The 14785-nt window shown below is 72.0% G+C and carries 13 protein-coding genes; 9 read left to right on the top strand and 4 right to left on the bottom strand.

Translation table 11 applies throughout. The features are described from left to right. Positions 1-80: 80 nt before the first annotated feature. Positions 81-617, bottom strand: coding sequence for a hypothetical protein (locus tag AB0J87_RS39350; RefSeq protein WP_363974326.1), 537 nt, complete (start codon positions 615-617; stop codon positions 81-83). Positions 618-1065: 448 nt separating this feature from the next. Between AB0J87_RS39350 and AB0J87_RS39345 the strand changes: the two genes are divergently transcribed. From AB0J87_RS39345 to AB0J87_RS39330, 4 genes are all read left to right on the top strand, one after another. Beyond that, a complete protein-coding gene (locus AB0J87_RS39345) occupies positions 1066-1779 on the top strand; it encodes a hypothetical protein (RefSeq protein WP_363974323.1) in 714 nt (237 codons plus the stop codon). 112 nt (positions 1780-1891) lie between these two features. Further along, a complete protein-coding gene (locus AB0J87_RS39340) occupies positions 1892-2536 on the top strand; it encodes a response regulator transcription factor (protein ID WP_363974320.1) in 645 nt (214 codons plus the stop codon). A gap of 93 nt (positions 2537-2629) precedes the next feature. Then, entirely contained in the window at positions 2630-3058 is a 429-nt protein-coding gene (locus AB0J87_RS39335; RefSeq protein ID WP_350727879.1) for an ATP-binding protein, read from the top strand. 80 nt (positions 3059-3138) lie between these two features. Continuing rightward, complete coding sequence (locus tag AB0J87_RS39330; protein ID WP_363974317.1) at positions 3139-4137, top strand: PAS domain S-box protein; 999 nt, start codon at positions 3139-3141, stop codon at positions 4135-4137. Here the strand turns inward: AB0J87_RS39330 and AB0J87_RS39325 are convergent. Together AB0J87_RS39325 and AB0J87_RS39320 are read right to left on the bottom strand one after the other, a co-directional pair. Then, the gene (locus AB0J87_RS39325) at positions 4132-5316 is read right to left on the bottom strand and encodes an acetate kinase (RefSeq protein WP_363974314.1); all 1185 of its coding nucleotides are present in this window, start codon (positions 5314-5316) and stop codon (positions 4132-4134) included. The two genes, AB0J87_RS39330 and AB0J87_RS39325, sit on opposite strands and share 6 nt — an antisense overlap. Continuing rightward, a complete protein-coding gene (locus AB0J87_RS39320; protein WP_363974311.1) occupies positions 5292-7595 on the bottom strand; it encodes a phosphoketolase family protein in 2304 nt (767 codons plus the stop codon). Before AB0J87_RS39320 ends, AB0J87_RS39325 begins: the two co-directional genes overlap by 25 nt. A gap of 61 nt (positions 7596-7656) precedes the next feature. Here AB0J87_RS39320 and AB0J87_RS39315 point away from each other — a divergent pair, with 61 nt between their 5' ends. The 5 genes from AB0J87_RS39315 to AB0J87_RS39295 all read left to right on the top strand — a co-directional run bounded on the left by AB0J87_RS39315 (position 7657) and on the right by AB0J87_RS39295 (position 13528). Further along, entirely contained in the window at positions 7657-9363 is a 1707-nt protein-coding gene (locus tag AB0J87_RS39315; RefSeq protein WP_363974308.1) for an IlvD/Edd family dehydratase, read from the top strand. 187 nt (positions 9364-9550) lie between these two features. Continuing rightward, a complete protein-coding gene (gene pgi, locus AB0J87_RS39310) occupies positions 9551-11182 on the top strand; it encodes a glucose-6-phosphate isomerase (RefSeq protein ID WP_363974305.1) in 1632 nt (543 codons plus the stop codon). Position 11183: 1 nt separating this feature from the next. Continuing rightward, complete coding sequence (zwf, locus tag AB0J87_RS39305; protein WP_363974302.1) at positions 11184-12587, top strand: glucose-6-phosphate dehydrogenase; 1404 nt, start codon at positions 11184-11186, stop codon at positions 12585-12587. 52 nt (positions 12588-12639) lie between these two features. Continuing rightward, on the top strand, positions 12640-12990 hold the full coding sequence (locus tag AB0J87_RS39300) for a spore germination protein GerW family protein (protein WP_350727886.1): 351 nt from the start codon (positions 12640-12642) through the stop codon (positions 12988-12990). 1 nt (position 12991) lies between these two features. Continuing rightward, positions 12992-13528 (top strand): hypothetical protein, encoded by a 537-nt coding sequence (locus AB0J87_RS39295; protein ID WP_363974298.1) that lies wholly within the window; start codon positions 12992-12994, stop codon positions 13526-13528. A 93-nt stretch (positions 13529-13621) separates the two neighbouring features. Here the strand turns inward: AB0J87_RS39295 and AB0J87_RS39290 are convergent, their stop codons facing one another. After that, on the bottom strand, positions 13622-14782 hold the full coding sequence (locus AB0J87_RS39290; RefSeq protein WP_363974295.1) for an MFS transporter: 1161 nt from the start codon (positions 14780-14782) through the stop codon (positions 13622-13624). Between the last annotated feature and the right edge of the window lie 3 nt (positions 14783-14785).

The raw sequence follows: 14785 nt of genomic DNA, 5'->3' as shown, positions 1-14785 counted from the left end.
GATCTCCCGGACGCGCGCGTGGCGCCGTCCGGACACAGGCAAGGGTACGCGCCCCGCCGGGCGCGCCAAGGACTCGTGCGTCAGCCGAAGTGCCTCGGCCCCTGGGGTGGGCCTCGCCTGAGGATCGCGCCGGAAACGGTCCTTCCCGCGTACGCGGTCAGGTAGGGGGTGACCGGCCGCCACGAGGGCCGCGCGGTCCCGGCCGGGACGGCGGCGGCGGGCAGCGGGACGATCAGCCGCGGCGCGCCGTACAGGCGGATCATGAGCCACAGCGCGCGCTCGCCCCGGTGCAGCCACCAGGCCGTCAGTCCCGCCATCGTCAGATGGACCAGCGCCATGCCGGGCGCGGGATGCCCGTGCGCCGGACCGGCCTCGGCCGCGGGCGTGAGCCGCTCGAAGAGCTGGTGCAGCAGCATCTGGGTGCCCACGGTCGCCACCAGCACCGCCACGGCGCCGCGCTCGCGCCCGTCGATCAGGTACGCCAGCCCGAGCGCGGCCAGCACCCCGGCCAGGTAGACCTCGAACGGCACCAGACCGCCGCCCGCCAGCGCGTGCCCGCCCGCCGACACCGCGCCGCAGACCGTCGCGAACACGACGGCCCGCACAAGACGCAGCACTGACGACGCGCAGGACACAGCCGACATTCTCCTGGAAGGTCGGGAGAAATTCTCAGATTTCCACGGGGAATTACCCTTTTGGCCGGTCCGGGCGGCTCCGCGATCGGCGTCGTAGCAGGTCATCCGGCCCATATCCGACTCTCCGGACACAGGCTCGGCGACGCCGGAACGCCGCGATGTTCGTTTGTGAAAGGGACGACCCGCTATTGACACTTTTTCACCGGCGCTTTCCCAGCATGGGATATTCGCCTGCGGCGTGGCGTTGAAGAGCGCCTCGCCGCAACTGTAACCATCGTACCGATCTTGTCGGCCCGTCCGGCGGGCGGCAGAGGCCGGATCCCGGCCTGACGCATTCCGAAAGGTACGGTACATGTCCACTCCCAATTCACGGACAATTGCCCCAGTCAATTCCGCTTGGCCCAAGGCGCGTCACGCGATGAGATGGGCAGTGAGCGGTTCTCTTTCGATGGTCCTGGTCGCCGCCCTGGTGCCGGCGGCGAGAGCGGACGACGACGACACCGACCGCACCGCGGACACCGCTGACACCGCGGACACCACCGCCGCCGCGGACACCGCCGACACCGCGAACACCGCGAACACCGTCGACCGCCGCCGCCGACTCCGCCACCGCCACTTCCCCCTCATCCACGGTGACCGATGCAGCCCGCACCTCTTCTTCAAGGTGCACTCGCTCTCTCCGCGGAACTTCTTCCTGCCCCGCACCAACTTCGTCGACGGCCCCGGCGGCACGGTCACGGCGTCGGTCACCCGGGAGCACGAGGTCCGCGCGTTCCTGGAGACCGAGAACGAGAGGCGGAGAGCCGTCTCCACGAATGAACCGCTCACCCTCGTGGAACCGATCACCACCCGCGAAGTGGTGCACGAGATGCGCAGGATGGGGCTTCCGCACCTCGAAGAGCGTCACATGGTCTTCACCGGCCACGAATACAGCCGGGAGATCACCAAGGGGATGTACGGCCATCTGTGGTACCGCGTCTTCGGCTACCGCATCGGCTGGTCGGCCTGGCAGGTGATGGGCACGTGCCGCGACGTCAGGGTCGCCAGCGGATTCGCCAACATCCCCGCCAGGGTCGAGGGCTGGCGGTACTGGGAGACCAAGTATCCGACCTTCAAGCACCGCCGTCTGCCCTGGAAGCCGTGAGCGTACGGCGCCGTTGGCCACGGGCACGCGGGCCGTGGGACACTGCTCATGGCGCCGGGCCGGCGTGCGCCCCGCGCGGGCGCGGAAACCGCGGACAGAGGCAGCGGCAGACATGGCGACTCCCCCTTCGATCCGGGTGGTTCTCGTGGAGGATCACGCCATGGTCGCCGAGGCCATCGGGCTGGCGCTGGCGCGGGTGCCCGACATCGAGGTGGTGGCCCAGACCGGCAGCGTCGCCGGGGCGGTGGCCGAGACCGGCAGGTGCCAGCCGGACGTCGTCGTGCTCGACCGGCGCCTGCCCGACGGCGACGGGATCGCGGCCATCGGGCGGCTGGCGGCGGCGGCGCCCAAGGCGCGGGTGCTGGTGCTGACCGGCGAGGCGACCGTCTCCGTGGCGGCCCGCGCGGTGGCGGCCGGGGGCGCCGGGCTGGTGGTGAAGTCGTCCCGGCTGGGGGAGCTGGAATCGGCGGTGCGGGAGGTGGCGGCCGGCGGGGTGGTGTTCGCGCCCGGGCTGCTGCCGGGGGTGCTCGACCGGCTGACCGGGCGCGCGGGGCTCCTGGGGTCCGCGCTGACGGCTCGCGAGCGGGAGACGCTGCTGCTCCTGGCCGACGGCATGGGCGCGCGTGAGATCGGCGAACGGCTCGGCGTGGCCCGCAACACGGCGCGCAACCATGTCCAGCACGTGCTGGAGAAGCTGGGCGCCCGGACCAAGCTGGAGGCGGTCGCGCTGGCCCGCAGGGAAGGGCTGCTCGACTGACGCATGTGCACCATCTCGCGTCCCACAGGTGTACCAGGCGGCCTGGCACGGATGCGTCTCGTGATCGGATAATGGCTACCCGAAAGTAGAGGGGTGGTCAGCGAGAAGGCCTGGCAGTACCAGGTGGACACGCCCCTGCCGAAGGAGATGGACAGCATCACGGCGGCGCGCCGGATCGTCCGCCGAGCCCTGGCGGAGTGCGGCTACCAGGGCTACCACGAGGACGTCCTCCTCGTGGTGTCCGAGCTGGTGACCAACGCGCTCGTGCACGGCGACGGCCCGCCGTCCCTGAGGATGCGGGGCAGCGCGGCGCAGGTGCGGGTCGAGGTGGGCGACGCCGGGGAGCGGCTGCCCGAGCCCCGCGAACCCGGTCCGTCGAACGGCTGGGGCCTGCACGTCGTCCGGCTCCTGTCCACCGGCTGGGGGACCACGCCCGTCGACGGGGAGAAGGGCGGAAAGGTGGTGTGGTGCGAACTGGCGCCCCGCCTCGCCCCCCTCCAGGCCCGCGCTTACGACTCCTGAACCTGCCGGGAGGGTTTGGGTCATCGGGCCACGTCGTGAAAAGCTGCGGTATGGCCGTGGATAATCCTCCACAAGCGGATATGGAGCTGCTCGTCCAGAGCATCCGCGATTACGCCATCTTCATGCTCGATCCCCGCGGCAGGATCGTGAGCTGGAACGCCGGGGCCCAGCGCATCAAGGGCTACACGGCCGAGGAGATCATCGGCACCCACTTCTCCGTCTTCTACCCGCCCGAGGACGTCGCGGCCGGCAAGCCGTTCACGGGGCTGGAGGTGGCCGCCGCCGACGGCCGCTGGGAGGAGGAGGGGTGGCGGGTCCGCAGGGACGGCACCAGGTTCTGGGCCAGCGTGGTCATCACCGCCCTGCGCGACGGGCGCGGCGAGCTGCGCGGGTTCGGCAAGGTGACGCGTGACCTGACCGAGCGGCGCAGCATGGCCAGGGCGCTGGACGAGCGCGGCCTCCTGCTCGGCCACCTGGTCCAGGCCCAGGAGCGGGAGCGCCGCCGCATCGCCTCCGACGTGCACGACGACACCATCCAGTCCATGGTCGCCGTCGGGATGCGGCTGCGGGCGATGGAGGAGGGCCTGCCCGAGAAGCACGCGGCCGACGTGCGCGCGCTCGGCGACGCCGTCGAGGCCGCCGTGGGGCGCCTGCGCGACCTGGCCTTCCGGTTACGCCTGCCCGGTGAGGGGCTGGCGGAGGGGCTCGCCTCGTACCTGGAGCGGGAGATGGCGGGGGTGGCGTACGAGTTGATGAACCGCCTGGACGGCGAGCCGCCCGCGGAGGCCGCGATCACCGTCTTCCGCATCTGCCAGGAGGCCCTCACGAACGTCCGCAAGCACGCCGGAGCCGCCGCCGTCGCCGTGGAGCTGGCCTGGCTCGACGGGGGCGTCCACGTCCGCGTGCGTGACGACGGGGTCGGGATCACCCGCCAGGACGGCCAGGACGGCCACTTCGGGCTGATCGAGATGCGCGAGCGGGCCGAGACGGCCGGCGGCTGGTGGAGCATCCGCGGCGCGCCCGGCGCGGGCACGACGGTGGACTTCTGGGTGCCGGCCGTCGCGCGCCGCCCGTCATGATCCCGGCGTGATCAGCGCGAGGGTCTGGCGGGCGATCTCCCATTCCTCGTCCGTCGGGATGACGAGCACGGCCACCTCCGCGCCCGGCGGCGAGACCGCCCGCTCCCGCGCCGACCCGTCCTGGTTGAGCGCGGGGTCCACGGTGACGCCGAGCCGGTCGAGCCCGGCCAGGGACTCGGCGCGGGTGGCCGCGTCGTGCTCCCCGACCCCGCCGGTGAACACGATCGCGTCCAGCCGCCCGAGCAGCGCGTAGTAGGCGCCGACGTACTTGCGGATGCGCCGCGTGTAGACCGCCAGGGCCAGCCGGGCCTCGGCGTCGTCGCGGGCGCGCACCTCGCGCATGTCGCCCGTCCCGGCCAGCGCCAGCAGGCCGCCGTGGCGGTCGAGCCCGCTCTCCACCTGCCGCGCGTCCATCCCGTTCACGCGTGCCAGGTAGCCGGCGAGCGCGGGGTCGACGTCGCCCGAGCGGGTGCCCATGACCAGTCCCTCCAGGGGCGTCAGGCCCATGGAGGTGTCGACGCTGCGCCCGCCGGAGATCGCGGTCGCGCTGGCCCCGTTGCCCAGGTGCAGCACGATGAGGTCGAGGGTGGCCGGATCGCGGCCGAGGAAGGCGGCGGCGCGGCGGGAGACGTACGCGCAGGAGGTGCCGTGGAAGCCGAAGCGCCGCACGCCGAGCCGCTCGCGCCAGTCGCGCGGCACCGCGTACGTGTACGCCTCGGGCGGCAACGCCAGCTGGAACGCGGTGTCGAACACCGCCACCTGCGGCACCCCTGGAAAGGCGCCGCGCGCCACCCGGATCCCGGCGAGGTTGACCGGATTGTGCAGGGGTGCGAGCGGCGCCAGCTCCTCGATCGCCCCGATGACGCCGTCGTCGACGAGCACCGCCTCGGTGAACCGGGTACCGCCGTGCACGACGCGGTGTCCGACCGCGACCGGGTCCAGCTCGGGCCCCGCCGCCTCGAACGCCTTCATGACCGCGGCCAGCCCCGCCTCGTGCCCGGGGAACGGCTCCTCCGACACGTAAGGAGGCCGGTCCCCGGCGTGGTGCGTCAGCCGCCCGCGCTCCTCGCCGATGCGCTCCACCAGCCCCCTGGCCGGGCGCTCGCGGGTGCGGACGTCGACGAGCTCGTACTTGATGGACGACGAGCCCGTGTTCAGTACGAGGATGCGCCCGGCCACGTCCACGACCTGATCTCGGGGGTGTCCTCGCCGGTCTCGCGCGTGTGGGCGCGGGCCCGCAGCCGCTCGTCGCTCATGCGCTGGCGCAGGTGCGCCGCCGTGGTGCCGAGCCCGGGCACCCGGTCGATGACGTCCATGACCAGGTGGAAACGGTCGATGTCGTTCATCATGGCCATGTCGAACGGCGTCGTCGTGGTGCCCTCCTCCTTGTAGCCGCGCACGTGGATGTTGGCGTGGCCGTGGCGGCGGTAGGTGAGCTGGTGGATCAGCGACGGGTAGCCGTGGAAGTCGAACACGACCGGCCTGTCGGCGGTGAAGAGGGCGTCGAACTCGGCGTCCGACATGCCGTGCGGGTGCTCCGTGGGCGGCTGGAGGCGCATGAGGTCGACCACGTTGACGACGCGTACCTTCAGCTCGGGCAGGTGCTCGCGCAGGATCGCGGCGGCGGCGAGCGTCTCCTGGGTGGGCACGTCGCCCGCGCAGGCCAGCACCACGTCCGGCTCGGCGCCCTCGTCGGTGGAGGCCCACGGCAGGATGCCCAGGCCGCGCGTGTTGTGCGCGACGGCCTCCTCCATCGTGAACAGGTCCAGCACCGGCTGCTTGCCCGCCACGATCACGTTGACGTAGTCGCGCGAGCGCAGGCAGTGGTCGGCGACCGACAGCAGCGTGTTGGCGTCCGGCGGCAGGTAGACCCGCACCACGGACGCCTTCTTGTTGATCACCACGTCGAGGAAGCCGGGGTCCTGGTGGCTGAAGCCGTTGTGGTCCTGGCGCCACACGTGCGAGGACAGCAGGTAGTTGAGCGAGGCGATGGGCCGCCGCCAGGGGATCTTCCGCGATGACTCCAGCCATTTCGCGTGCTGGTTGAACATGGCGTCCACGATGTGGATGAACGCCTCGTAGCAGTTGAACAGCCCGTGCCTGCCGGTCAGCAGGTAGCCCTCCAGCCAGCCCTGGCACAGGTGCTCGCTCAGCACCTCCATCACCCGGCCGCCGGGGGCCAGGTGCTCGTCCGTCGGCAGCATCTCGGCGTTCCACGCCCGGTCGGTGGCCTCGAACACCGCCGACAGCCGGTTCGACGCGGTCTCGTCCGGCCCCATCAGCCGGAACGTCCGCGGGTTGGCGATGATCACGTCACGCAGGAACCCGCCCAGCACCCGCGTCGGCTCGCTCGACTGCCCGGCGGGCGCCTTGACCTCGACCGCGAGCCGGCGGAAGTCCGGCAGCCGCAGCGGCTCCAGCAGCTCCCCGCCGTTGGTGTGCGGGTTGGCGCTCATCCGGCGCGTGCCGCGCGGCACGGTCTCCAGGACCTCCCGCACGGGCCCGCCGCCGGCGTCGAACAGCTCCTCCGGCCGGTACGAGCGCATCCACTGCTCGAGCATGCCCAGGTGGGCGGCGTTCTCGCGGACGTTGGCCAGCGGCACCTGGTGCGCCCGCCAGGTGCCCTCGACCTGCTTGCCGTCCACCTCGCGCGGCCCCGTCCAGCCCTTCGGCGTCCGCAGGACGATCATCGGCAGCCGGTCGGCCCTGCCCTGCTTGTACGCGGCCATCTGGTCGAAGGCGGTGTCCAGGGCGCGCGCCATCTCCTCGTGGTCCGGCCCCACCACGTGGGGGCGGTAGCCGTAGCCCTCCATGAGCTTGAGCAGCTCTTCCTCGGGGATGCGGGCGAGCACGGTGGGGTTGGCGATCTTGTAGCCGTTCAGGTGCAGGATGGGCAGCACGATGCCGTCGCGGTCGCGATCGGTGAACTTGTTGGAGTGCCAGCTCGCCGCGAGCGGGCCCGTCTCGGCCTCGCCGTCGCCGATGACGCAGGCCACGACCAGGTCCGGGTTGTCGAAGGCGGCCCCGTACGCGTGCGCGAGCGAATAGCCCAGCTCCCCGCCCTCGTGGATCGACCCCGGCGTCTCGGGCGCCACGTGGCTCGGGATCCCGCCGGGGAAGGAGAACTGGCGGAACAGCCGCCGCATGCCCTCCACGTCCTGCGAGACGTCCGGATAGCGCTCCGAGTAGGTGCCCTCCAGCCACGCGTGCGCCACCGCGGCGGGGCCGCCGTGCCCCGGGCCGGCGATGTAGATCATGTCCTGGTCCCGCTCCCTGATCACCCGGTTGAGGTGGGCGAAGCAGAAGGTCAGCCCAGGCGTGGTGCCCCAGTGGCCGAGCAGGCGCGGCTTGATGTGCTCGGGCCGCAGCGGCTCGCTCAGCAGCGGATTGTCCAGCAGGTAGATCTGCCCGACGGACAGGTAGTTCGCCGCCCGCCAGTACGCGTCGATATGGTCCATCCTCTGCTGCTTCCTCCACAGAACATGCTGAATCCACCAAACGCCGGATAAGGTGCCGAATATGGCATTCAGGAGTTCGCGCTGGTACTCGGGGAACGACCGCAACTCCTACATCCATCGGGCATGGATGCGGCGCGGCCTGCCCCGCGAGGCGTTCGAGGGCGGCAAGCCGCACATCGCGATCGCCAACACCGCCTCCGACCTCACCCCCTGCAACTCCCACCTGAACGAGGTCGCCGAGAGCGTCGCCAACGGCGTCTGGGAGGCCGGCGGCGTGCCGCTCAACCTGCCGGTCGTCTCCCTGGGCGAGACGAACGTGCGCCCCACCGCCATGCTCTGGCGCAACCTGGCCGCCATGGCCACCGAGGAGATGCTGCGCGCCAACCCCATCGACGGCGTGGTGCTGCTCGGCGGGTGCGACAAGACCATCCCGTCGCTGCTCATGGCCGCCTCCTCCGTGGACCTGCCCGCCGTCGTGATGCCCGGCGGCCCCATGCTGACGGGGCACTTCCGCGGCGCGCCGCTCGGCTGCGGCACCGACGTGTGGCGCCTCAGCGAGGAGGTACGCGCGGGCACGCTGTCGCGCGAGGCGTTCCTGCGGTCCGAGTCGTCCATGATCCGCAGCCGCGGCCACTGCAACACGATGGGCACCGCCTCCACCATGGCCTGCATGGCCGAGGCCCTCGGCATGACGATCCCCGGCACCGCGGGCACCCCCGCCCCCGACAGCCGCCTGCTCGAACGCTCCCACGAGACCGGCCGCCTGGCCGTGGACCTCGTCCTGGAGGGCCGCCGCCCCAGCCAGGTCATGACCAGGGCCGCGTTCCTCAACGCCATCGTGACCCTGGCCGCCGTCGGCGGCTCCACCAACGCCGTCGTCCACCTGCTGGCCGTCGCGGGCCGGCTCGGCGTGGACCTCAGCCTGGACGACTTCGACCGCACCGGCGCCGGGGTGCCGTTACTCGTGGACCTCCAGCCCGCCGGACGCCACCTGATGGACGACCTGTTCCGGGCGGGCGGCCTCACGGCCGTGCTCAAGGAGGTCGAGGATCTGCTCGACCCGGAGGCGATCACCGTCACGGGCCGCCCGCTCGTCGAGCACCTCGCCGAGGCCGAGATCTGGGACGAGAGCGTCATCAGGCGCCGCTCCGACCCGCTGCTGCCCGACGCCGGCATCGCCGTCCTGCGCGGCAACCTCGCCCCCGGCGGCGCGGTGATCAAGCCCGCCGCCGCCTCGCCCGAGCTGCTGCGCCACCGCGGCCGGGCCGTCGTCTTCGACAGCATCGAGGACGTGTACGCCCGCCTCGACTCGCCCGGCCTCGACATCGACGAGACCTCGGTGCTCGTGCTGCGCGGCTGCGGCCCCAAGGGCTACCCCGGCATGCCCGAGGTGGGCAACCTGCCGCTGCCCGCCAAGCTGCTGGAGAAGGGCGTGCGCGACATGGTGCGCATCAGCGACGCCCGCATGAGCGGCACCGCGTACGGCACGGTCGTCCTGCACACCGCGCCCGAGGCGGCGGCCGGCGGCCCGCTGGCGAAGGTGCGCACCGGCGACCCGATCGTGCTCGACGTGGCCGCCCGGCGGCTCGACGTGGACATCCCCGACGCCGAGCTGGCCGCCAGGGAGCCCGTGAAGATCGGGTACGCCCGGCCCGTACGCGGCTGGGAGCGCCTCTACGTCGAGCACGTCACCCAGGCCGACCGCGGCGCCGACCTCGACTTCCTCATCGGCTCCAGCGGGGACCACGTGGGCCGAGAATCCCACTGAGCCCCAAAAACTCCGCTCCGCCGTGCGCGGAATGAGGCCCTGTGGGTAAGCGGTTCCAGTGGGAGATCTGCGAAGCTGGCTGACGCCACGGTCTTAACGGAGCACGACAAAGGTGCGGCGGTCAGACGAGCAGGTTTCCCATTGGCAGGGACAATGGTGATCCGGTTTGGCGACACGAGGAGGAAGCGTGAACGGCGACATCACCCAGAGCCAGGAGTGGGCGGCTCTCGGCAAGCACCATGAGGAGCTGGCGGGCAGGCGGCTGCGGGAGCTGTTCGCGGAGGACCCGGGCCGTGCCGGGCGCATGACCGTGACCGCCGGCGATCTCTTCCTCGACTACGCCAAGCAGCGCGCCACCGGCGAGACGATCGACCTGCTGGTGGCCCTGGCCGAGCGGGCGGGGCTGCGCGAGCGGATCACCGCGATGTTCGGCGGCGAGCACATCAACGTCAGCGAGGACCGCGCCGTCCTGCACGTCGCCCTCCGCCTGCCGCGCGCCGCCGAGCTGGTCGTGGACGGGCAGGACGTGGTCGCCGACGTGCACGCCGTGCTCGGGAAGATGAGCGCCTTCGCCGACCGGGTCAGGTCCAAGGAGTGGAAGGGCGCCACCGGCAAGCCCATCGAGACCGTGGTCAACATCGGCATCGGCGGCTCCGACCTCGGCCCCGCCATGGCCTACGAGGCGCTGCGCGACTACGCCGACGCGGGCGTGGCGGCCAGGTTCGTCTCCAACATCGACCCGGCCGACATCACCGGCAACCTCGCCGGCCTCGACCCCGCGACCACGCTGTTCGTGGTCAGCTCCAAGACCTTCACCACGCTCGAGACGCTCACCAACGCCCGCGTCGCCCGCCGCTGGCTGGTCGAGGCGCTGGGCGAGGACGCGGTGTCCAAGCACTTCGTGGCCGTCTCCACCAACGCCGCCAAGGTCGCCGAGTTCGGCATCGACACCGACAACATGTTCGGCTTCTGGGACTGGGTCGGCGGCCGCTACTCCTACGACGGCGCCATCGGCCTGTCCCTGATGATCACGATCGGCCCCGAGCGGTTCCGCGAGATGCTGGCCGGCTTCCACCTCATCGACGAGCACTTCCGCAGCGCCCCGTTCGAGGCCAACATGCCGGTGCTGATGGGCCTGCTCGGGATCTGGTATAACGACTTCTTCGGCGCCGAGACCCGCGCCGTGCTGCCCTACAGCCAGCGGCTGCACCGCTTCCCCGCCTACCTGCAGCAGCTCACGATGGAGTCCAACGGCAAGTCCGTGCGCGCCGACGGCACCCCCGTCCCGGTCGCCACCGGCGAGATCTTCTGGGGCGAGCCGGGCACCAACGGGCAGCACGCCTTCTACCAGCTCCTCCACCAGGGCACCCGGCTCGTGCCCGCCGACTTCATCGGCTTCGCCGAGCCGTTCGAGGACCGCGAGGGCATGCACGACCAGCTCATCGCCAACCTCCTGGCCCAGACCTCGGCGCTGGCGTTCGGCAAGACGGCCGAGGAGATCGCCGCCGAGGGCACGCCGCCCGAGATCGTGCCGCACAAGGTGATGCCCGGCAACCGGCCCACCTCCACGATCCTCGCGCCCAAGCTGACCCCCTCGACGCTGGGCCAGCTCGTCGCGCTCTACGAGCACATCGTGTTCGTCGAGGGCACGATCTGGGGGATCGACTCCTTCGACCAGTGGGGCGTCGAGCTGGGCAAGAAGATGGCGCTCGACCTGGCGCCCGCGCTCACCTCTGAGGACCCGCCCACCGGGCTCCCCGACGCCTCCACCGAACAGCTCGTGCGGAAATACCGCGAGCTGCGCGGAAGGCGTGTCTGACATGCGCCACGCGTCCGGGACCGAGCACAGGAGGGGCGCGGAGCGGGCGGGGGCGCTGGTGCTGTTCGGCGTCACCGGCGACCTCGCGCGCAAGATGATCCTGCCCGCCCTCTACCGCCTGACCGCCGACAGCAGGCTCGACCTGCCCGTCATCTGCGTGGCCAAGACCGACCTCGGCCTCGACGGGCTGCGCGAGCACGTCCGCCAGGCCGTCGGCGGCGTGCGCGACGCGGCCTTCGACAAGCTCGCCGGAAACCTGCGGCTGGTCGCGGGCGACTACCGCGACCCCGAGACGTTCGCCACGCTCCGCGAGGAGGCGGCGGGTAAGGGCTTCCTCGTCCACTACCTCGCGGTGCCGCCGTCGCTGTTCGCCACGGTCGCCGAGGGCCTGGCCGGGGCCGGGCTCAACCACGACGCCAGGCTCGTCGTGGAGAAGCCGTTCGGCCACGACCTCGCCTCGGCCCGCGAGCTCAACGAGGAGCTGCTCAAGCACTTCGACGAGGACCACGTGCGGCGGGTCGACCACTTCCTGGCCAAGGAGCCGGTCGAGGACCTCATGGTGTTCCGGTTCGCCAACACGCTGCTGGAGCCCATCTGGAACCGCAGCCACATCCGCAGCGTCCAGATCACCATGGCCGAGGACTTCGACGTGTGCGACCGCGGCGCCTTCTACGACGCCAACGGCACGATCCGCGACGTGGTGCAGAATCACCTGCTGCAGCTGCTGGCCATCCTCGCCATGGACCCGCCGCCGTCCACCGACGCCCGCGCCCAGCTCGACGAGAAGTGGCGGGTGCTGCGCGCCGTGCAGGCCATCGACCCCGCCGACGTCGTACGCGGCCAATACTCCGGCTACCTCGACACCCACGGCGTCCGGCCCGAATCCACCACCGAGACGTTCGTCGCCCTGCGTGCCTACATCGACAACTGGCGCTGGGCCGGCGTGCCGTGGTGCATCCGCTCCGGCAAGGGGCTGCCGACCACCGACCTGGAGATCGTCGCCGAGCTGCGCAAGCCGCCGGTGACGATGTTCCACGGCGGCGACGCGCCCCCCGGCCCCAATCTCATCAGGTTCCGGCTGCAGCCGGACGCGGGGGTCACCTTCGACCTGCTGGCCAAGGAGCCGGGCAAGCAGCACACCAGGCCGGTGCCGGTCAGCGTCGACTTCACCAAGGTGCTCGGGCCGATGGAGGCCGCCTACGAGCGCGTGCTGGCCGACGCCGTCAGCGGCGACCCGCGGCGGTTCGCCAGGTTCGACCTGGTGGAGGAGTCGTGGCGGATCGTCCGGCGGGTGCTCGACCTGCCGGACCGGCCGCTGCCGTACGAGCGGGGCTCCTGGGGGCCGGAGGCGGCCGCGAAGATCGCGCCGGGCGGCTGGCACGAGATCTCGACGACGTTCGACTGACGCGGGAGCACGCCGGTGGCGAGAGGGGCGAGCTGTGGTTGACGATGGTGGGATGGACATCATGAAGGTGGTCGAGCAGGCGAAGGACGCCGCGACCGTCAAACGCGTCTTCGGTGAGCCCGTCCAGCAGGGCGACGTCGTCGTCATCCCGGTCGCCCGGGTCGTCCAAGGGGGCGGCGGCGGGGACGGCCGGGGCAAGGGGGAGAGCGGCGAGGGCGGGGGCAGCGGCGGCGGCTTCGGCTTCAGCGCCACGCCCGCGGGCGTCTACGTGCTGAAGGACGGCGAGGTCAGCTGGCGGCCCGCCGTCGACGTCAACCGCATCGTGCTCGGCGGCCAGATCGTGCTGATCGTGGCGGCGCTGACCGTCCGCTCCATTCTCAAGAAGCGGCGGCGCGGGCGCTGACGTGCTGATCGACCTGCTCGACGCTGAGCTGCCCGCCCGGGACTTCCTGGTCCCGGGCTCCAACCTGCCGGTGCGCCAGGCCCGGCTGGACGGCATGTCCTCGCTCGTCCGCTTCCCGCCCGGCTGGGCCCGGTCCCAGCGCGGCCACTACCTGGCGGGGGAGGAGTTCGTGCTGCTGGAGGGCGAGCTGTCCGTCTCCGGCATCACGTACGCGGCCGGGCAGCACGGCTGGCTGCCCGCCGGGACGCTGCGCCACTCCGGCGCGGCCCCCGGCGGCGCGCTGGCGTTCACGGCCTTCGCCGGTGAGGACACCTGGGTGCCCAGCGACCTGGACGAGCCGGACGGCCCAAGCCTGCGCACGCCCCTGGAGAGCGTCGTCATCCCCGAGGGCGGCCTGCGGCTCACCCCGCACTCCGTCCTCCTGGACACGCCCGTCGCCCTCGGCGGCCCCGCCGAGATGATCACCGTGCCGACCTGGACGTGGGAGCGGTCGGCCCTGATCCCCGAGGGGCGGGTCCTCGTAAGGTGGGCGCCATGACCTCTGCGACGTCCGGCGGTGCTTGGCGTCCGGCGGTCAGGCGGTGCTCGGTGTCCGGTGGTCCGGGAGGGCCGGTCCGGTGGCGTCCGGCGGTCAGGCGGCGCTCGGCGTCCGGCGGTTCGGGAGGGCCGAGCCGGCGGCCAGGACGGCGAGGCCGGCGAGGGTGATCGCGGCACCGACCCAGAGCGGTGAGACGAACCCGAAGCCGGACCCCAGGGCCAGCCCGCTCAGCCAGGCGCCCAGCGCGTTGCCGACGTTGAAGGCCGCGATGTTGGCGCCGGAGGCCATCGTGGGCGCGTCCTGGGCGTACCGCATGATCCGCAGTTGCAGCCCGGGCGCGGTGGCCAGGCCGACCGCGCCCATCAGCAGCAGCGAGACGATCGTCATGACCTTGCTCTGCGCGGTCAGCGCGAACATCGCGAGCACCGCGGTGAGCAGCGCCAGGATCGCGGCCAGCGACGTGTTCAGCGCCCGGTCGGCGAACTTGCCGCCGAGGAAGTTGCCCGCGAACGTGCCGGCCCCGAACAGCACCAGCAGCCAGGGCACCGTGGCGCCGGCGAACCCGCTGACCTCGGTGAGCGTGAACGCGATGTAGGTGAACGCGCCGAACATGCCGCCGAAGGCGAGCACGGTGACCGCGGCGGAGACCCAGACCTGCGGCCGGCGGAACGCGCCCAGCTCGGCGCGCAGGCTCGTCCCGGCCGGCGCCGGCGTCGGCGGCACCAGCAGCCGGATCCCGGCCAGCGCGACCACGCCGATGACCGTGATCGCCCAGAACGTCGAGCGCCAGCCGAGCTGCTGGCCGAGCAGCGTACCCAGCGGGACCCCGAGCACGTTGGCCGCGGTCAGCCCGCCGAACATCAGCGCGATGGCGCCCGCCCGCCGGTTAGGCGCGACCATGTCGGCGGCGACCACCGAGCCGACGCCGAAGAACGCGCCGTGGCACAGCGCCGCCACGACCCGGCCCGCCATCAGCACCGGGTAGACCGGCGCGATCGCGGAGATCAGGTTGCCCGCGACGAACAGCACCATCAGCGCCAGCAGCACCTTTTTGCGGTCGAACCGGGCGATGGCCGCGGTGAGCGCGATGGCGCCGACCGCCACGCTCAGCGCGTAACCCGAGACCAGATATCCGGCGACCGGCTCGCTGACGCCGAAGTCCGCCGCGACCTCGGGCAGCAGACCGATGATCCCGAACTCGGTGAGCCCGATGCCGAAGCCCCCGAGTGCCAGGGCGAGAAGCCCGACAGGCATGTC

The sequence above is a fragment of the Nonomuraea sp. NPDC049625 genome (genome assembly GCF_040675285.1).
GTDB classification, from domain to species: Bacteria; Actinomycetota; Actinomycetes; order Streptosporangiales; family Streptosporangiaceae; genus Nonomuraea; species Nonomuraea angiospora_A.
The sequence above is the reverse complement of the archived record's forward strand: the minus strand, read 5'-3'. Positions and strand labels throughout refer to the sequence as shown.